The organism is Kribbella sp. NPDC031520 (genome assembly GCF_055580825.1).
This window is the reverse complement of record NZ_JBVIKS010000004.1, coordinates 245322-264615: the sequence shown is the minus strand read 5'-3', so window position 1 is coordinate 264615 and position 19294 is coordinate 245322. Positions and strand designations below refer to the sequence as shown.

The window sequence follows — 19294 nt, the reverse complement described above, 5'->3', positions numbered from 1 at the left end:
TCACTTCCCGATCGCGGTCTTGATGTTCTGCAGAGCGGTGTCCCAGGCCTTCGCCGGATCCCCCTTGCCCTGCTCGACGTTGGTGATCGCGTTCAGGAACTCCTGCCCGATCGCCGAGCTGTCCGGACCGATGTAGAACGGCTTCAGGCCGAGCAGGGAGTCGGTGTAGATCTTGCCGGTCGGCGCGTTCGAGAAGAACGGATCCGTGTGCGAGGTGAGCTTCGGGTCCTTGTAGACCGACGGCGTCGAGGGAAGTGAACCCGCGCTGACGTAGTGCGTGAGCTGCGACTGCGGCGACTGCATCTCCTTGATGTAGTCCCAGGCCGCCTTCGGGTTCTTGGCGTTCTTCGGGATCGCGAGGTAACTGCCACCCCAGTTCCCGGCACCGCCCGGAATGGTGGCGATGTCCCACTTCCCCTTCGTGGCCGGCGCGTTCGTACGGATGCTGCCGAGCATCCAGGACGGCGCCGCGACCACGGCGAAGTCACCCTTGGTCATACCGGCCGACCAAGCCTCGGTGAACGAGTTGAGCTTGGCTGTGATGCCGGCCTGTGTCGCGGCCAGTCCGTAGTCGAAGGCCTTCCGCACCTGCGGGCTGTGGTCGTACGCGAGGTTGTGGTCGGCGTCGTAGTACTTCATGTCGCCCTGATTCACGGCCTGGTAGAACACGCTCGTCCCGGCGTTGTCCAGGAACGCCTTGCCGGTCGCGGCCTTGTACTGCTTGCCGACCTCGATGAACTTGTCCCAGGTCGGCCAGAGCTTGCTGACCGCGGCCCGGTCCGTCGGCAGCTTGGCGGCCGCGAACAGGTCCTTGCGGTACGCGATCGCCAGGCCGCCCACGTCGGTGGGGATGCCGAGCACCGGCCCGTCCTTGGCGACGCTCTGCGACCACACCCAGTCCAGGTAGTCCTTCTTCACGTCGTCCGCGCCGAGGGTGCGCAGGTCGACGAAGTTCTGCGGCTGCTCGACGAACTTCGGCATGTCGTCACCCTGGATCAGCACCAGGTCGGGAACCTTGCCTCCGGCAAGCGCCGTGGTCAGCGCCTGCGCCGTCTCCACCGACGAGCCGACCTCGGTCAGCTTGACGTGGATGTCGGGATGTTTCTTCTGGTACTCGTCGACGGCCGCCTTCTGGTTGATCCCGGAGAACGACCAGAAGTCGAACGACTTCTGGTCGGCCGCCCCGGAACCGCCACTCGAACACCCGGCCAGAACCAGTGCGCCGACAGCAGCAACCACGAGCCCGAGACGTACTTTCACGGCAACCTCCCTCACGTTCCGAAAATTTCGGAAACACGGCCGATCATTGCGGGGAACTGTAAGGCTGCGACTGCACAGGGTCAACAGGTCATTTCGAGATTGCCACCGAAACATCCGGGAAATGTTTCGGTGGCGCAGAGCTACACTCGCCGCCATGACCGCTAGCAGCGATTCCGCGGCGGCCCCGACCGGCCGGCCGATGACCGTCGCGCAGATCGCCGAACTCGCCGGCGTCTCGATCCCGACGGTGTCCCGGGTGATCAACGGCCAGTCCGACGTGTCACCCACGACCCGCGCCAAGGTCGAGGGCATCATCCGCACCCACGGCTTCCGCCGGCTGAAGAAGCCCGGGACCAAGGCCCCGCTGCTCGAGCTCGTCTTCCACGAACTGGCCGGCGCGTACGCGATGGAGGTCATCAAGGGCGTCGAGCGCGTGGCCGACGAGAACGGGCTGGGCGTCGTACTGTCCGAGATGCACGGGCACACCCCTGGCCGCGGCTGGATCGAAGGAGTGCTGGCCCGGCGGCCGACCGGCGTGATCGCAGTGTTCTCCGGCCTCACCCCGACCCAGAGCGACCAGATCCGCAGCCGGGACATCCCGTTCGTCCTGGTCGACCCCGCCGGCGACCCCGGCCACGCGTTCCCGTCCGTTGTCGCGAGCAACTGGAGCGGAGGACTCTCGGCCACCCGCCACCTGCTCGAGCTCGGGCACCGGCGGATCGCGACCATCACCGGACCGACCCAGATGCTGTCCAGCAGGGCCCGCCTGGACGGCTACCGAGCGGCCCTCGACGACGCCGGTACGCCGGTGGCACCCGAGCTGATCTGCGAGGGAACGTTTCAGGCCGAGGACGGACTGACGCACGGGCACGCCTTGCTCAGCCTCGCGGAACCGCCGACCGCGGTCGTCACGCACAACGACCTGCAGGCCTTCGGCCTGTACCGCGCGGCCGCCGAGCACGGCGTACGCATCCCGGCCGACCTCAGCGTCGTCGGCTTCGACGACCTGCCGATCACCAACTGGGTCACTCCCCCGCTGACCACCATCAGGCAACCACTCACCGAAATGGCAGCCGCCGCGGCGAACATGGTGCTCACCCTCGACCGCGGCGAGCCTCTCCCCCACCACCGGCTCGAACTCGCCACCGAACTCATCGTCCGAGCCAGCACCGCACCGGTACCGCACTAGCTGAACCACCGGGCACCGGTTCCGGTTGGTACTACCGTGGACGAGTGAATGGTCGGGTGGCCAATCTCCTTCTGCTGGTCGTGCTTCCGCTTGCCGCGGTGTCGGGTCTCTGCATGTTCGTCTTCGGCGGCGGCCTCGTGTGGCCGATCGCCTTCCTGCACGGGGCCGTCGGCCTGGCCGTCGTCGTCCTCGTTCCCTGGAAGTCGCTGGTGGTACGTCGAGCGCTGCACCGCGCGCAGCGGCCCGGCCGGGTCGTCTCACTGCTCCTGATCGCAATGACGGTCGTTGCTCTGGTTACCGGCGTGGCTCACCGAGCCGGTGTTCTCCTGGCCGGCTCACCCGTCACGACGCTGCAGCTGCATGTCGCCTCCGGCGTCGCTGCCGCGATCCTCACGCTGTGGCATGCGCACCATCGACGGGTCCGGGCACGCCGGACCGACCTCTCGCGGCGCGGGTTCCTGCGACTCGGGGTGGTCGCGGCGACAGCTGGAGTCCTCGAGGGAACCGCCCGTGCGGCCAGCGCAGTGGCCACACCGTCCGGCGTACGTCGATCCACCGGCTCGTTCAAACTCGCGTCGTCCTCGGTCGCCGCGATCCCGATCACGTCATGGCTCTTCGACCCGGTGCCCGAGCTCGACCTCACGTCCTGGCGGCTGACCGTGTCGACCGGCGGCGCATCCCGCGTCTGGTCCCTGGACGATCTCGGCGGCTGGGACGACCGGCTGATCGCAGTCCTGGACTGCACCGGCGGGTGGTGGACGGAGCAGGAGTGGTCCGGGGTACGAGTGAGCAGACTGCTCCCTGCCGGTGCGACCGGAACGGTAAAGGTGACGAGCGCGACGGGCTACCACCGTCGGCTCCCGCTGACCGACCACCTGCTCCTCGCCACCAGCGTCGGCGGTAACAGCCTCAGTGCCGGGCACGGGGCGCCGGCCCGCCTGGTGGTCCCCGGCCGGCGGGGCTACCACTGGGTCAAGTGGGTCGTTCGTATCGAACACGACAGCCGTCCGTGGTGGATCGAAGCGCCGCTACCACTGCAGTGACACCGAGCTATCTGCCGGCGCCCGCGGACGTCGTGACGGTGGGCCGGCTCCGCCTGAGCGAGCTCACTTTGCATTCCTGGGACGTTCGCAGTGCGTCCGACCCAGGCGCAACCCTCGACCCTGAAGCAGTACCGCAGATCCTCCAGGCCGCCACGAGCAACCTCAGCTGGATCACCAAACCGGCCAACCTCAACGGCCAAGAGGCCACCCTGCGCAGCGTCTTCGCCGGCTACTGACCTTCGCCGCCATCGGGTGAAATGCTTCACCCGATGGCCGGATCCGGTCGCTTGCTGGACCGCGTTATGCCCGCTTCATATGCTCGACTTCGGAGTGAAACATTTCACTCCGGGAGCGTCGAAGGAGCCGGTAGATGGAGCGCAGCGGGAGGAGGGCGGCCGGGGTTGTCGCGGCGATCGCACTCGTAGTGGGCGGCCTGGGCGGCGTGGCCGGGTGTTCGTCCGGGGCGAAGTCGCCGTCCGCGTCCGGGCCGGTGACGCTGACCTGGTGGGGCTGGAACGCGTTCGACAACGTGAAGGCGATCAAGGAGTTCCAGGCCGCGAATCCGTCGATCAAGGTCACGTACAAGCAGTACGCGTACAACGACTACATCACCGCGCTGCGGCCCGGGTTGTCGTCCGACAAGGGCCCGGACGTCTTCCAGGTTCAGCCCGGCGACCTGACCACGAACTTCGGCCCACTGGCGGTTCCGGTCGAGGACCGCGCGGCCAAGGACCTCGGCCAGGACTGGGCGAGCAAGTTCAACCCGGAGGGGCTCAGCCAGCTGCAGCTGGACAAGAAGCAGGTGGCATTGCCGGCGTACATGTCGGCGGCCGGACTCGTCTACTACAACAAGAAGATCCTCGACCAGTACGGGCTGAAGGTGCCGGCCGACTTCGACCAGTGGAAGCAGGTCTGCGCGACGCTGAAGTCCCACAACGTCAAGTGTCTCGCGCACGGGGCCAAGGACGCGTGGGTCAACCTCGACGTGTACCTGTCGCTGATCAACAGCATCGCGCCGGGCAAGGTGTACGACGCCATTCAGGGCAAGGCGTCGTGGACGGATCCGGAGTTCGTGACGGCGATGACGGCCTGGTCGGACCTGTTCACCAGCGGGATCATTCCGCCCGGTGCCACCGCGGCGACCGAGTACCCGGACGCGCAGACCACCTTCCTGTCGGACAAGGCCGCGTTCATTGCCCTCGGCACCTGGAACACGCCGGCGACGATGACCAAGACGGGCCAGGTCGACGCCCAGAAGACCGTGACGAAGAAGATCGACGGGTTGTTCCTGTCGGCGCCGTTCCCGGCACCGGTCACCGGCGGCCGGCCGACCAAGCTGTTCGGCGGCCCGGACAACGGGTTCGCGGTGTCGGCGAAGTCGTCCAAGCAGGACGCGGCGTTCAAGTTCCTCGAGTTCCTCACCGCCGGCGACGGCCAGAAGATCCAGGCGGCCGGCGGAAACATTCCGGCGATCACGTCGATCAAGGTCGCGACCACCGACGTGATCAACCCGATCCAGGCGGCCGACATCGAAGGCCAGCAGCAATCGCTGACCGACCTGGTCGGCGCCCGGCAGATCCCCTACAGCGATCTCTCGACGGCCCTCGGCGACGCGCTGTCCGCGGTGGCCGCCGGTACGTCGTCCCCGGAAGACGCACTCAAGAAGGTGCAGACCGCGTCCCAATCGGTCAGCCGCTAGGCCATGACCGTACTGATGCAACGGGAGATCGTGGCTCCGGCCCCGGAGCGCACGCGTCGCCGTAACCACTCGCGCTCGGACTACTTGTGGGCGCTACCGGCACTGATCCTGGTCGTCGGTGTCATCCACGCGGGCATCGCGGCCAACGCGTTCTACTCACTGTTCAACTGGTCCGGCGTGGGCGCGCCGACCAACTACGTCGGCGGCGCGAACTACTCGAAGCTCCTGCACGATCCGATCTTCTGGCAGTCACTGCGCAACACCCTCGTCTTCGCGGTGGCCACAGTTGCAATCCAACTCGTACTCGGACTCGCGCTGGCCATCCTCGTTCGAACCAAGGTCCGGCTGCGTGGGCTGCTCCGCACGCTCGTCTTCGTTCCTGTTGTCCTCGCGCCGGCGGTGGTCGCCACCTCGTTCCGTACGCTGCTCACGCCGGACGGCGGATTCAACCAGCTGTTGCAGGGCCTCGGGCTGAGCGGTTTCGACCAGGCGTGGCTGGCTGATCCGAGGACGGCGTTCGGCACCATCATCCTGATCAACGTCTGGCAGTACACCGGGTACAGCTTCCTCATCTACGACGCGGCGATCGGCCAGATCGATCGCGGTCTCTTCGAAGCCGCGCGGATCGACGGCGCCGGCACCTGGCAGCTGAACCGGACCGTGCTGGCACCGATGCTCCGGGGCTCACACCTCGTGCTGATCGTGCTCGGCTTCATCAGCGCGCTGAAGATGTTCGACCTGGTGTTCCTGACGACCGCGGGCGGACCGGGTACGACGACGCAGGTGCTGACCGGCTACATCTACAAGCAGGTGATCGCGCAGTTCCACGCCGGGTACGGCGCGGCGATGTCGATCGTGCTCGTACTGCTGGCCCTCGTCTTCTCGATCCTGCAGGTCCGCCTGTCGACGAGCGAAAGCCGGTAGCGACGTGTTCCAGTTCCAGAGGATGCCTGGCCGGGTACTCAGCCAGTTCCTGGTGATCGTCGCGCTGGTGGTGCTCGTCGTACCGCTCGTGCTGATCCTGAAGGAATCGTTGTCCGGCGAGGGATTCGGCAACTACTCGGTGGTGCTGTCGTCGACCCCGTTCCTGCGGTTCTTCATCAACAGCCTGATCGTCTCGGTGTCGACCGTGCTGCTGGTCATGTACGTCGGGCTGAGCGCGTCGTACTGCTTCGCCGTACTGCGGCCGCGAGGCTCCAGGGCCGGCGCCGTCGTCATCCTGACCGGGCTGGCGTTGCCCGCGATCGCGCTGGTGGTGCCGCTGTACTACGTGATCCAGGCGATCGGGCTGCTCGACACGTACTGGTCGGTGATCATCCCGCTGACGGTGATCTCGATACCGTTCGGAGTACTTGTCAGCAGCAACTACATCCGCGGGCTGCCGGCCGAGCTCTACGAGGCCGGGCGCCTGGACGGGGCGAACGCGTGGCAGTTCTTCTGGCACATCCTGGTGCCGGTCTGCCGGCCGATCCTGTCCGTGGTCGCGATCTTCACCTTCCTGGCGGCCTGGAACGAGTACCTGCTACCGCTGCTGTTCATCCAGTCGACGGATCTGCAGGTGCTCACGCAGGTGCCGACGTACTTCCAGAGCGAGCGGCTGGTCGACACCCCGAAGATCTTCGCGGCCGACATCCTGATCTCGCTGCCCGTCGTCGTCGTGTTCATCGTTCTGCAGAAGACCTTCCGTACCGGCATCTCCGCCGGCGCGGTCAAATGAGCGTCAGATGAGCAAGGAGCACCGATCGATGGATCGACCGAAGATCCTCGCGTACTACTTCCCGGATTGGCACCAGGATCCGCGGAACGCGAAGTGGTTCGGCCAAGGCTGGGACGAGTGGACGCTGCTCGCGGCGGCGAAACCACGGTTCGACGGGCACCGGCAGCCGCGCATCCCGCTCGACGGACGCTTCGACGAGGCGTCCCCCGCGGCCGCGGAACACCAGATCGACCTGGCCAGGCGGTACGGCGTCGACGGCTTTCTGGTCGACTACTACTGGTACGACGACGGGCCCTACCTGCAGGGCGCCCTCGACGATGGGCTGCTCGCAGCCCGGAACAGCACCGACATCGAGTTCGCCCTGATGTGGGCGAACCACGAACTGGTCGACATCTTTCCCGCCAGTGACCCCGACGGTGACCCGGCCGGCCCGCCCGCGCGGCGGCTCAAGAACGGCGCGATCGACCGGACCGCCTTCGAGAAGCTGGCCAGGCACGTCATCGACGCCTACTTCTCGCGCCCGAACTACCTCACCGTCGACGGCCGGCCCTGGTTGACGATCTACGAGGTCGGCAATCTCGTCCGCGGCCTCGGCGGTGTCGCGGAGACGGCCGACGCCCTGCGGTGGTTCGACGAGCAGACCAGGCAGGCAGGTTTCAAGGGGCTCCACCTGGACGCGGTGATCTGGGGCGTCGGCGTGCTCCCCGCAGCGATCACGCTCGACGATCCGGGCCAGTTCGTGAAGAAACTCGGCTTCGTCTCCACGACCTCCTACGTCTGGGTGCACCACGCCGACCTCAGCGGTTTCGAGTTTCCCCGGTCCGGGATCGCGCCGCTGCGCGCGGCGGCATTCGCGGAGTACGAGCGGTACGCCGCGGAGCTCGACGTACCGTTCTATCCGAACGTGACCGTCGGGTGGGACGCTTCGCCGCGCACCGACCAGGGTCGGGAGTTCGTCCGCGGGCGCTATCCGTGGACGACCACGTTCGATCCCTCGCCGGCCGAGTTCCGCGAAGGCCTCGTGCTGGCCCGCTCCTTCCTCGAGCGGCACCGCCCACCGAATCCCGTCGTTACGATCAACGCCTGGAACGAGTGGACGGAGGGATCGGTGCTGCTCCCGGACACTCACTACGGTCACGGCTTCCTGGAGATGATCCGGGAGGTGTTCGGCTAGTGGGAGAAAAAGTGGCGAAGAATGTCACCATCAAGGACGTTGCCGCCCTGGCCGGGGTGTCGATCGGTTCGGTGTCCAACTACATCAACGGCACCAAGGCGGTCTCGGACGAGACCCGGGCGCGGATCGAGCGCGCGATCGAGGAGACCCGGTTCGTTCCCAACCGCGCCGTACGCACGCTCCGTGGAAACCGCACGCACACCCTGGGACTACTGGTTCCCGACGCCGCAAACCCCTATTTCACGGAGATTGCCCGCGGGGTCGAGGACGTCGCCCGGAGCCGTGGCTTCGTGCTGGTGTACTGCGACACTGCCGGCGACCCGGTCCGCCAGGGCACGTACATCCGCAACCTCGCCGAGATGCGGGCCGGCGGGCTGATCATCGCGTCGGCCACCGCGGAACCACCGGATCTCGGCGACCTCGAGTCGATCGGCACCCCGATCGTCGTCCTCGGGCACGAGGGCATGGCGCTGAGCACGCCGGCCGTCATCGTCAATCAGCACGAGGGCGGATTCCTGGCGATGAAGCACCTGCTCGACCTCGGTCACCGGAACGTGCTGTTCGCCGGTGGCCCTGGCGGCGATCTCGTCCTGAAAGCACGTTTCGAAGGTGCACTGCAGGCGATCGAGGCGGCCGGTGAGGATCCTCACCTGCTGCAGCGCGCCGACGCGGCCGGCCGCACGGTCCGTGAGCGCAGCGAACTGGCCGATCTGATCACCGCGATGAGCCCGCGCCCGACGGCGGTGCTCTGCGGCAACGACATGATCGCGATCGCGATCGTCAACAAACTCATCCGGGACGGCTGGTCGGTCCCCGGCGACATCGCGATCGTCGGGTACGACGACATCAGCGACGCGCAGCTCGCGGTCGTGCCGTTGACCACGATTCGGCAGCCGGCCCACGACATCGGCGAGTCGGCGGCACGGCTGCTGTTCGAGTCCACCGACCACCCGTCCCGGCCACAGCGTCAGGTCACCTTCACCCCGGAACTCATCGTGCGCGGCTCGACCATTCAGCAAGGGAGTCGGACAACATGGCGTTCAACAGATCAAGGATCCTCAAAGTAGCGACGGCACTGCTCGCGACGATTGCTCTGACCAGCCTCGGCGCACCGCCGGGGGGTGCTGCTGGTGTCACCACCTGGAACGGCGCCACTCCCCCGCTCGCGACACCGTGGACTGCGCAGGTGTCTCCGAGCAACGCGTTGCCCGACTACCCTCGACCACAGCTGGCCCGGCCCACCGCGGCATCGCCCACGTGGACGAATCTGAACGGGCTGTGGCAGTTCTCGTCGTGGGACGGCTTCTCCCCCATCCCCTTCGGACAGAGCCTCAGCGGGAAGGTGCTGGTGCCGTACCCGATCGAGTCCGTGCTGTCCGGCGTACAGAAGCACTACGACTACATGCTGTATCGCCGCACCGTCGACGTACCGAAGACGTACACGCAGGACGGCCGGCACGTGCGGCTGAACTTCGGCGCGGTCACGTACGACGCCACCGTCTTCGTGAACGGTCAGCAGGTCGCGCGGCATCTCGGTGGGTACGACGCCTTCAGCGCCGACATCACGAGTGCGCTGACCGCGAGCGGGCCGCAGGAGATCGTCGTCGCCGTCCACTCGCCGGTCGACAGCGAACACATCCCGGTCGGCAAGCAACGCCTCGATCCGGGTCCGCTCGGCGGCGTGTGGTTCACCGCGTCGTCCGGCATCTGGCAGACGGTCTGGCTGGAGCCCGTGGCGTCCACGAGTATCGCGAGCTTCACGGCGACGCCTGATGTCGACACCGGTTCGTTCACAGTCAGGGCGACGTACAACGGTGATGCCAGTGCTGCGATGCTGGCGGTCGACGTCTTCGACGGGACTCGAAAGGTCGCGTCCGGTGTTGGGGCGGCCAACAGTCCGCTGAAGGTCGTCGTACCCCGTCCGCACCTGTGGACTCCGGACGATCCGCATCTGTACACGTTCACGGCCCGGGTGAAGTCCGACGCGGTGGAGAGCTACGCGGGTCTGCGCGAGATCGCCGTCGAGCGGGTCGACGGGAAGCAGCGGGTGACCCTCAACCACCAGCCGACGTTCCTGCTCGGCACGCTCGACCAGGGATTCTGGCCCGACGGCATCTACACCGCACCGACGGACGAGGCGCTGAAGTTCGATCTGCAGAAGACGAAAGACCTCGGTTTCAACACCATTCGCAAACACATCAAGATCGAGCCGGCCCGCTGGTACTACTGGGCGGACAAGCTCGGACTCATGGTCTGGCAGGACATTCCGGCGATGACGCCGGAGAGCAGCGGCAGCCTGACCGCCGGCGAGAAGGCGAACTTCCGGGCGGAGGCGGGCCGGATCGTCGGGCAGCTCGGCAACGTCACGTCGATCATCGGCTGGATCCCGTTCAACGAGGGCTGGGGGCAATGGTCGGTACAGGCCGCCGCCGACGTCGGTACGCAACTCAAGACGCAGGATCCGTCCCGGCTGATGAATCCCAGAAGCGGGTCGAACTGCTGCTACACGCCAGGCGATCCAGGTAGCGGCGACGTCATCGACTGGCACGTCTATCCCGGTCCGGCGCTACCGGCACCGGACGCGACGCGCGCATCGATGGACGGCGAGCACGGCGGGTACAACTACTCCGTCGAGGGGCATCGGTGGCCCGGCGCACCCACCGACCTGCCGAACTCCGTGACCAGCAACGCGGCCCTGACCGACGCGTACGTCGCCAACGCCACGGTGCTCCGGGACCAAGGGGCGCCGTACGGACTGTCGGGTTCGATCTACACCGAGATCACGGACATCGAAGGCGAGCAGCCGGGCCTGCTCACCTACGACCGCGCGTACGCGAAGGTCGACGAGCAGCGAGTGCGAACGATCAACCAGGAGGTGATCGCCGCCGCGACGAAGGCGCCGCCGACTCCGCCGGAGGGAACACCCGGCTTGAAGGGCATCGACGCGTGGTCCTTCGACGACGGGTCCGGTACATCGGTCGCCGACTCGGCCGGGACGAACCCGCTCGCCTTGACCGGCGCGTTCCAGTGGGTCGACGGCGTTGCCGGTGGAGCGGTCGAGTTCGGTGGAGGCGGATCCGCGGCGACAACAGGTCCGGTGCTCAGGACGGACGAGACCAATTACAGCGTGTCGGCGTGGGTGCGCTTCAACCAGCTCGGCGGCGGGTTCCAGACGGTCGTCGGCGAGGACGGCGACCAGAACAGCGCGTTCTTCCTGCAGTGGTCGGGAGCGGACCAGCGCCTCGCCTTCGCTGCACTTGGTACCCGCGCGGTCGCCAAGGACGTCGCCGTACAGCCGGGACGTTGGTACCACCTGGTCGGCGTACGAGACATCACCGCGTCGACGCTGACCATCTATGTGGACGGTCAGCAGGCGGGATCGACGTCGGTACTCGGATTCGGCGACAAGGCTACCGGTCCGCTGACGATCGGCCGCGGCCGCTTCGGCGGCGGCCCGGTCGACTTCCTCGACGGCGCGGTCGACGGCGTCCGGGTCTTCGACCGCGCCCTCACGCCGAGCGAGGTCGCCACCCTCTACGCCCAGAACGGAGGCTGATTTCCTCTGCTCATTCGGTTGCCAGGTCGATGGCCAGGCAGTTGGCGACGTCGTGTGGCGCGGTGTCGGGGAGGCGAACGACGAGGACTCCGTGCGCCTGCTCGAACGGGACGGGGCCGTGGCCGAGGAGGCGGACCGCGGTCGCCGTCTCGTGGCCGGCCAGGCTCCGGACGACGGCGCGGCCGTCGTCCGGCTGGGCCATTTGGAACGCGTAGAGGGTGTTGTCGCGGCGGGTGAAGCGGAAGTCGGAGCTCGTCCAGTTCACGCGGTCCTCGGTGAAGCCCTTGATCACCACGGTCGAAGGACCCTCGCCGAAGACGCGGAACGGGCGGGTGCCGTAGATGCCTTCGCCGCAGACCTTGGTCCAGGCCCCGAGGTCGTCGAGCAGTTGCGAACACTCGAGGTCGATGGCGCCATCAGGTAGCTGCGGCACGTTCAGCAGCAGGTTGCCGTTCTTCGAGACGATGTCGACCAGCATCTCGATCACATGCCTCGAGGTCTTGTAGACGTCGCGGACGTTGTAGAACCAGTCCCCGACCGAGGTGTCAGTCTGCCACGGGGCAGGATGGATGCCGGGCGTCTGGCTGCGCTCGATGTCCATCACCCCGACCGCGCTCACCTCCGGACGGCGGTCCTTCTGCTGGTACACCGCCCGAGGGTTGGTGTTGTACAGGTGCGACACGGCCTGGAGGCCGGGCGTGTAGTCGACCTCGCCGAACGGCAACGGGCCGTCGGAGTACAACAGGTCCGGCTGGTAGCGGTCGATGACCTCGGTCATCACCTCGAGCCAGTGCCGGTGCCACGCGGGATCCTCGCTGTACCAGGGATCCTGCACCACCACGTCGACCTCCGGCAGGTACTGGCGGTTGTCGAGGTAGAGGTCCCGGTACGCCGGATCGGAGCCGTCGTACGGTACGCCGGCGAACGGCCCGTGCTTGTCGGCGCCCTTGTTGACGGCGAGCCATCCGAGCGTGGCGCCGAGGTGCTCGGTCAGCCCGAACGGCAACCCGCGCCGCTCGGCCGCGTCCTTCCACAACCGGACGATGTCCTTGCCCGGCCCGACCTTCACCGAGTTCCACGGGTTGACGGCCGACTCGTAGTTGAAGAAGTTGTCGTGGTGCATGGCCTGCGCGACGAAGTACCGCGCACCGGCCGCCACGAAGCGGTCCATCAGCTCGTCCGGGTCGAACCGCTCCGCCTTCCACAGCTGTACGACGTCCTTGTACCCGAACTGCGACGGATGCCCGTACGTCCGCAGGTGGTACCGGTACTGGTCGCTTCCTTCCCGGTACATGTTCCGCGCGTACCAGTCGCCGTACCGGGGAACGGACTGCGGTCCCCAGTGCGACCAGATACCGAGCTTCGCGTCCCGGAACCACTCCGGGCAGTCGTACGTGGACAGGGACTCGAAGGTTGCGTCGAACGACACAGGTTGCTCCTCGTCAGGGATGATGGACCGGCCGGTGTGCTCCGGCCGGTCCGCGGAGGTGCTACTTGTTGGGAATCTTGTCGTAAGCGTTCTGCTGGATCTCCAGGTAGCGCTTGAGGCCGAGACCGTCGAGCCCCTTGACGTAGCTGTCCCAGTCGGTGTCGAGGTTCTTCGAGCCGGTGATGAACTGCAGCGCGTTCTGCTGGACGTAGCTGTCGAGGTTGGTCTCCAGGGTGGCGACCTCGTTGGCGAGGGTGGGGTCGATCCAGACCTTCCAGAACGGATAGATCTGGGACTTGTCCTCGTGGCCGGCGTACAGCTTCGTTGCCTCGAACAACTTACGCTCGTACCCTGCCTGCGAGTAGATGTCGGTGCCGATCGCCTCGGAGTTCCGGAAGTGGGCAGTGTTGTTGTACTGCGCCATCGCGCCCCACCCGGAGTTCCGCGGCGCCGTGCCGGGCTTCTGCGGGATCTGCTTGAAGACCGGCTTCAGTGACTTGTCGAGCGCGACGTCGTTCGGACCGGGCTCGGTCCAGCCCTTGCCCTCCATCCCGAACTGGCCGTTGATCTGGCCCGGGTCGGTGAAGATGTAGTCGAGCATCTTGATGGCCGCGATCTGCTTCTCCGGCGTCGCCTTGCTGGTCAGCACGAAGGTCGCGCCCGGCGCACTCGGGAAGTTGTAGCCGGTGTAGTTGGCACCGTTCGGGCCGGTCAGCGGCGGTACGGCGTCGTACTGCTTGTCCCGTCCGTCCGCCGAACCGGTGTTGACGAAGATGCCCGGGTGCAGCACGGTCGCCGAACCGAGGATCACCGTACCGGCGTGGTTGCCCTGCTGCGAGAGCGCATCCCCGTTCTGGGTGAAGGCGCCCTTGTCGATGAGGCCTTCCTTGTAGAGGGAGTTCAGGTACTTCAGGCCTTCTCGCCAGCCGTCCTTGTTCGCCTGGATGTCGACCTTGCCGTCCTTCAGCACCAAGCTCGAGTTGTTGTACCCGCTGGAACCCTGCGGATCGTAGATGAACGCGTTCATGAAGTACGGGATCAGGAAGTCCCGCACATCGGCGCTGAGCGGGATCTCGTCCGCCTTGCCGTTGCCGTTCGGGTCCTGTGTCTTGAAGGCCTCCAGGACCTTGCGCATGTCCTCGGTCGTCTTCGGCTGCTGCAGTCCGAGTTTCTTCAGCCAGGCCGAGTTCATCCAGAGCTTGTCCTGGTACGAGCAGTGGAAGCAGTCCACCCACTGCGGCAGGCCGTAGATCTTGCCGTCGGGCGCGGTGGCCATCGCCTTCCACTCGGGGGTGGAGTCCAGGGCCTTCTTGATGTTCGGCGCGTACTGGTCGATCAGCTGGTTGAGCGGTACGACCACGCCCTGGTTGGACAGCTTCAACAGGTCGGTCTGGGTGAACTGGTCAACCCACGGGATCAGCAGGTACAGGTCCGGGTAGTCACCGCTGGCCAGGGAGATCTGCCGCTTCTCCTTCGCCGGGCCGCCGTCGTACGTCGTGGTCTGCCACTTGATGGTGATGTCGAACTTCTGCTTGATCAGCTTGGTGAAGTCGTTCGTGGCCAGGTTCACGTCGGCGGCCTGCGGCGAGAAGACGTTGAGGGTGACGGCCGGGTTGCCGGTGATCGTGGGCAACGGCTTGCTCGCCGAATCCTTCGAGCCGCCCCCGGAACAGGCCCCGAGGGCGAGTGCGAGGAGGCTGATGCCGGCGATCGCGGCATGCCTCCGCCTACTGAGCTTTACAGACATGGGTTCCTCACAGAGGTTGGGACAGGGCAGAGTGATACCGGGGATCAGCCCTTCACGGCGCCGATCAGGATTCCCTTGGTGAAGTAGCGCGAGACGAACGGGTAGATGAGCAGCACGGGCACGCTCGCGACCACGATCAGCGAGTACTTGAGCAGGTCGGCGAGCTGCTGCCGCTGGATGACGACGGACGCGTCGACGGCACCACCGCCGGTCGTGTTCAGGATCAGGATGTTCCGCAGCACGAGCTGCAGCGGGAACAGGTCCGGGTTCTTCAGGTAGATCAGCGCGTCGAAGTACGAGTTCCATTGCATGATCGCGTACATCAGCGCGACCACCGCGATCATCGGCTTGGCCAGCGGGATCACCACCGACCACAGGAACCGCAGGTCACCACAGCCGTCCAGCTGCGAGGCCTCGACGAGTTCGTCCGGGATCGCCGTACGGAAGTAGGTGCGGGCGATGATCACCTGCCAGACGCCGATCGCCTGCGGGACGATCAGCGCCCACCGGGTGTCGAGGAGACCGACGGACTGCACGACGAGGTAGGTCGGGATCAGCCCGCCGGTGAACAGCATCGTGAACAGGATCAGCGTCATCACGACGTTCCGGCCGACCAGGGTACGGCGGGACAGCGGGTACGCGATCGCGATCGTCATCGTGACGCTGACGATCGTGCCGACGACGGTGTAGAAGAGCGAGTTGAGATAGCCCTGGATGACCTGTGGGTTCGCGAACACGGCGTGGTAGCCGCGCAGGGAGAAGTCGACCGGCCAGAACAGCACCCGTCCGGACGACACCGCCTCGGGGCTGCTGAACGAACTCGCCACGATGTACAGCAGCGGAAGCAGGACGACGAGGAGGAAGACGGACAGCAGCAGGTACACGCAGAACAGGAAGATCCGGTCCGTACGCGGCTCGCGGATCCGCCGTGCTCGCTCCGCCCGGCGCTCCAGCCGCTTGCTGGTCGACGTAGTCGTGCCGGTCAAGGTAGTCATGACCACAGTCCGTTCCCGGTGATCCGTTTCGCGATCATGTTCACGATCAGCAGCAGGCCCAGGTTGATCACCGAGTTGAACAGCCCCACCGCGGTCGCCCCGCTGAAGTCGGCGTTGAGCAGGCCGGTCTTGTAGACGTACGTCGCGATGATCTCGGACTGACTCAGGTTGAGCGGGTTCTGCAGCAGGAACGCCTTCTCGAAACCGATCGCCATGATGTTGCCGACCGCAAGGACCAGGATGATCACGGCAGTCGGCATGATGCCGGGCAGGTCGACGTGCATGATCCGCCGGATCCGGCTGGCCCCGTCGACCCGCGCGGCCTCGTGCAACGCCGGATCGATGCCGGCCAGCGCCGCCAGGTAGATCACCGCGGAGTACCCGGTGGTCTGCCACACGTCGGACCACACGTAGATGTGCCGGAAGTAGTCCGGGTTGCCGAGGAAGTCGACAGCGGGTACGCCGAAGAACCCGAGACCCTCGTTGACGATGCCGAGCCGCGGGGAGAGCACCAGGATCGTCATCGAGACGACCACGACGGTGGAGATGAAGTACGGCGCGTACGTCACCATCTGCACCGTGCGCTTGAAGAGACCGTTGCGGACCTCGTTCAGCGCGAGCGCCAGGACGATCGCGATCGGGAAGCTCGCCGCCACGGTGTAGATCGAGAGCACGAAGGTGTTCTTCACTAGGGTCCAGAACACCGGGTTGTGGAAGAACAGCTCGAAGTTCTGCCAGCCGACCCAGGGGCTTCCCCAGATGCCCTTGATCACGTTGTAGCTCTTGAACGCCAGGACGGCGTTCGACATCGGGATGTACTTGAACACCCCGAACCAGATCAGTGGCACGACCATCAACAGGTACAGGGTCCAGTGCCGTCGCAGGCTGCGCCGGAACCCTTGGATACCTGGGCGTTCGCGCCTCCGCCGCGTGCGTCGCGTGGCCGTCTCACCCGCCGGTGGCCGGACCGTGGTCAGGGTTGCCATGGAACCTCCTTCGTCGGTGCCGTGGTCATGACGTACTCAGCCGATGACCGAGGCCCGCGGTGAGCCGGACCCGCACCCCGTCGTCGCCGTACCGGACCGTCCGTTCCTGGTCGTGGTCCGCGGTCAGGACGGCTTCGGTGCCGTTCGGTGTCCAGGCGATGTCGACGACGACCCCGCCACGAGCCCGCAGCCCGGTCACCCGACCGCTGCGCCAGGCGTCCGGCAAGGCCGGCAGCAGCGCGATGTCGCCGGTGTGGCTCTGCAGCAGCATCTCGGCGATGCCGGCGGTGGCACCGAAGTTGCCGTCGATCTGGAACGGCGGGTGCGCGCAGAACAGGTTCGGGTACACGCCCGCGCCGCTCCCGGGACGGCCGCGGGCCTGATCGTCGGCCGGCCGCAGGAAGGCCCCGATCAGGCGGTGTGCGCCCTCCGCGTCGTGCAGCCGCGCACGCAGGCAGATCTTCCAGGCCAGCGACCAACCGGTCGCCTCGTCACCGCGGAGGTCGAGCGAACGCCGGGCCGCTGCCGCCAGTACCGGCGTACTGTCCGGCGTGATCGCGTCGCCAGGGTGTACGCCGACCAGATGCGACATGTGCCGGTGGTGCGGGTCCTCCTCCGGCAGGTCAGCCGCCCATTCCTGCAACTGGCCATGCGAACCGATCGATGGTTCCGGCAACCGCTTGCGTGCCGTGGAGATCTCCGCGACGAGCGGATCGACGACGTCCAGCAGCGCGGCGGCCTGCTCCACCCGGTGGAAGAGGTCCGAGATCAATGCCAGGTCCATCGTCGACGACACGGTCACCGATGCGGGGCGCCCGTCCGGAGCGAGGTAGTCGTTCTCCGGCGACGTCGACGGCGCCGTACCGAGACTGCCGTCGGGCAGTTCGACGAGCCAGTCGAGGCAGAACTCGGCCGCGCCGCGCAGTGTGCGCCACGAGTCGCCGAGGAACGCGAGGTCGCCGGTGAACTCGTAGTGGTCCCACAGGTGCCGGGCGAGCCAGGCGCCCGCCAGCGGCCAGTTCGACCAGCGCGGATCACCCTCGACCGGGTAAGCCCAGCACCAGGCGTCGGCGTTGTGGTGCGCGGTCCAGCCGCCGCAGCCGTAGCGTTCACGGGCGGTACTGCGGCCCGCTTCGGCAAGCTGATCGATAAACCTGAGCAGTGGCTCGTGGCACTCCGGGAGATTCGTCGTCTCGGCCGGCCAGTAGTTCATCTCCGTGTTGATGTTCACGGTGAAGTTCGAGCTCCACGGCGGCCGCAGGATGTCGTTCCAGATGCCCTGCAGGTTCGTCGGCAGACCACCGGGGCGCGAGCTCGCGATCATCAGGTAGCGCCCGTAGTTGTAGGCCAGCGCGGCGAGCGCGGGGTCGTCGGTACCGACCGATGCGCCGATCCGTACATCGGTCGGCTGCTGCGATTCTTCGGGCTGTCCCACGAGTTCCAGCGACGAACGGCGGAAGAGCTGCCGGTGATCGTTCAGGTGACGGTCGAGGAGGTGGATGAACTCCCGGGTCAGGGCGTTCGACACCGCGTGATCCGCTCTGAGCAGGCACTCGACTGCCGTACGGGTCGGTGGCGTCGACGGTCCGTCGTACCCGGTGGCGGTCGACAGCACCAGAACGATCTCGGTCGCGTCGTCGACGACGAGTTCTGAATCGGTCGCCCGGACCTGGCCGTCGGTGACCGCTCGCAGGGCGATCGCCGCGGTCATCCCACGATCCACACCGTCGGAGTACCGGATCGGCTCGGGGACGTCGCGGTGTGGGGGCGCTACGTCGGCGGGCGCCTGGAGGAGCAGTCCGAGGCCGCCCTCGATCGCATACCCGCGCGACTGCAGTTGTGACGCCAACCGGCAGGTGAGCCCTAGCCCGGGCGCGGAGGCCGTCAGCCGGAGAACCAGTACGTGGTCGGGTGCACTGACGAACACCTCCTGCTCGACACGCACTCCGTCGAGCTCGTACTGCGTCGTCGCCACGGCGGCGTCGAGGTCGAGCGCTCGCTGGTACGCCCCCACGTCCGCCGGTGCGGAACCGCCGACGCGCGTCTCGAGCAGAAGGTCTCCGAGCGGCAGGTACGCCTGCGAGTAGCCGGAGTGGAAACCGCGGGCGAGTTCGTGGGCACGCCGGATGTCGCCGGCCCACAACGCCTCCCGGACCGCCTGCACGGCTTCCGGGCCGGTCGCCCCGAGCGGAGCCGACAGCAGTCGCGCTGTCTCCGGACCGCCCGACCACAGCGTCTCGTCGTTGAGCGCGATGCGATCGTTGGCCGTACCTCCGAAACACATCGCGCCGATGCGGCCGTTGCCGAGTGGCAACGCCTCCAGCCAGGTCGCCGCCGGCCGGTCGTACCACAACCGTTGCCGGCCGGACCGATCAGAGCTCACCAGGTCGCTCATGCGCAGCCCTCCGTCGAGAAGACGAGGATTAATCCTATGAATTTCCCGGATCGTAGCGCTGTCGCGCCTGGTGGTCCATACTGAACGACGTCTGATCGGGAGAA

General features: G+C 66.7%; 15 protein-coding genes. 9 read left to right on the top strand and 6 right to left on the bottom strand.

Going from position 1 to position 19294, the window contains the following annotated elements; all coding sequences use genetic code 11:
- Positions 1–1260 carry an ABC transporter substrate-binding protein gene (locus ACZ5BU_RS21955; protein ID WP_465701532.1) on the bottom strand — a complete coding sequence of 420 codons (1260 nt, stop codon included), beginning with the start codon at positions 1258–1260 and terminating at the stop codon, positions 1–3.
- 154 nt (positions 1261–1414) lie between these two features.
- On the opposite strand from ACZ5BU_RS21955, the gene ACZ5BU_RS21950 reads away from it, so the two are divergent.
- The 9 genes from ACZ5BU_RS21950 to ACZ5BU_RS21910 all read left to right on the top strand — a co-directional run bounded on the left by ACZ5BU_RS21950 (position 1415) and on the right by ACZ5BU_RS21910 (position 11638).
- The gene (locus tag ACZ5BU_RS21950) at positions 1415–2449 is read left to right on the top strand and encodes a LacI family DNA-binding transcriptional regulator (protein ID WP_465701531.1); all 1035 of its coding nucleotides are present in this window, start codon (positions 1415–1417) and stop codon (positions 2447–2449) included.
- A 44-nt stretch (positions 2450–2493) separates the two neighbouring features.
- Complete coding sequence (locus tag ACZ5BU_RS21945; protein ID WP_465701529.1) at positions 2494–3492, top strand: molybdopterin-dependent oxidoreductase; 999 nt, start codon at positions 2494–2496, stop codon at positions 3490–3492.
- On the top strand, positions 3489–3728 hold the full coding sequence (locus ACZ5BU_RS21940; RefSeq protein ID WP_465701527.1) for a hypothetical protein: 240 nt from the start codon (positions 3489–3491) through the stop codon (positions 3726–3728). The genes ACZ5BU_RS21945 and ACZ5BU_RS21940 overlap by 4 nt, the downstream gene beginning before the upstream one ends.
- A gap of 134 nt (positions 3729–3862) precedes the next feature.
- A complete protein-coding gene (locus ACZ5BU_RS21935; protein WP_465701525.1) occupies positions 3863–5191 on the top strand; it encodes an ABC transporter substrate-binding protein in 1329 nt (442 codons plus the stop codon).
- A gap of 3 nt (positions 5192–5194) precedes the next feature.
- Positions 5195–6115 carry a carbohydrate ABC transporter permease gene (locus ACZ5BU_RS21930; protein WP_465701523.1) on the top strand — a complete coding sequence of 307 codons (921 nt, stop codon included), beginning with the start codon at positions 5195–5197 and terminating at the stop codon, positions 6113–6115.
- A gap of 22 nt (positions 6116–6137) precedes the next feature.
- Positions 6138–6908 (top strand): carbohydrate ABC transporter permease, encoded by a 771-nt coding sequence (locus ACZ5BU_RS21925; RefSeq protein ID WP_465701521.1) that lies wholly within the window; start codon positions 6138–6140, stop codon positions 6906–6908.
- 28 nt (positions 6909–6936) lie between these two features.
- Positions 6937–8082, top strand: coding sequence for a glycoside hydrolase family 99-like domain-containing protein (locus ACZ5BU_RS21920; RefSeq protein WP_465701519.1), 1146 nt, complete (start codon positions 6937–6939; stop codon positions 8080–8082).
- Positions 8083–8093: 11 nt separating this feature from the next.
- Positions 8094–9149 carry a LacI family DNA-binding transcriptional regulator gene (locus tag ACZ5BU_RS21915; RefSeq protein WP_465701517.1) on the top strand — a complete coding sequence of 352 codons (1056 nt, stop codon included), beginning with the start codon at positions 8094–8096 and terminating at the stop codon, positions 9147–9149.
- Complete coding sequence (locus tag ACZ5BU_RS21910; RefSeq protein ID WP_465701515.1) at positions 9116–11638, top strand: LamG-like jellyroll fold domain-containing protein; 2523 nt, start codon at positions 9116–9118, stop codon at positions 11636–11638. Before ACZ5BU_RS21915 ends, ACZ5BU_RS21910 begins: the two co-directional genes overlap by 34 nt.
- Before the next feature lie 10 nt (positions 11639–11648).
- On the opposite strand, the gene ACZ5BU_RS21905 is transcribed toward ACZ5BU_RS21910, so the two are convergent.
- The 5 genes from ACZ5BU_RS21905 to ACZ5BU_RS21885 all read right to left on the bottom strand — a co-directional run bounded on the left by ACZ5BU_RS21905 (position 11649) and on the right by ACZ5BU_RS21885 (position 19190).
- Positions 11649–13067, bottom strand: coding sequence for an alpha-L-fucosidase (locus ACZ5BU_RS21905; protein ID WP_465701513.1), 1419 nt, complete (start codon positions 13065–13067; stop codon positions 11649–11651).
- Positions 13068–13128: 61 nt separating this feature from the next.
- Positions 13129–14814 carry a type 2 periplasmic-binding domain-containing protein gene (locus ACZ5BU_RS21900; protein ID WP_465701511.1) on the bottom strand — a complete coding sequence of 562 codons (1686 nt, stop codon included), beginning with the start codon at positions 14812–14814 and terminating at the stop codon, positions 13129–13131.
- A gap of 44 nt (positions 14815–14858) precedes the next feature.
- Complete coding sequence (locus ACZ5BU_RS21895) at positions 14859–15809, bottom strand: carbohydrate ABC transporter permease (protein WP_465701509.1); 951 nt, start codon at positions 15807–15809, stop codon at positions 14859–14861.
- Positions 15806–16795 carry an ABC transporter permease gene (locus ACZ5BU_RS21890; RefSeq protein ID WP_465701507.1) on the bottom strand — a complete coding sequence of 330 codons (990 nt, stop codon included), beginning with the start codon at positions 16793–16795 and terminating at the stop codon, positions 15806–15808. Before ACZ5BU_RS21890 ends, ACZ5BU_RS21895 begins: the two co-directional genes overlap by 4 nt.
- A 25-nt stretch (positions 16796–16820) precedes the next feature.
- Positions 16821–19190: a glycoside hydrolase family 95 protein gene (locus tag ACZ5BU_RS21885; RefSeq protein WP_465701505.1), complete on the bottom strand. Its 2370-nt coding sequence runs from the start codon at positions 19188–19190 to the stop codon at positions 16821–16823.
- Positions 19191–19294: the final 104 nt, after the last annotated feature.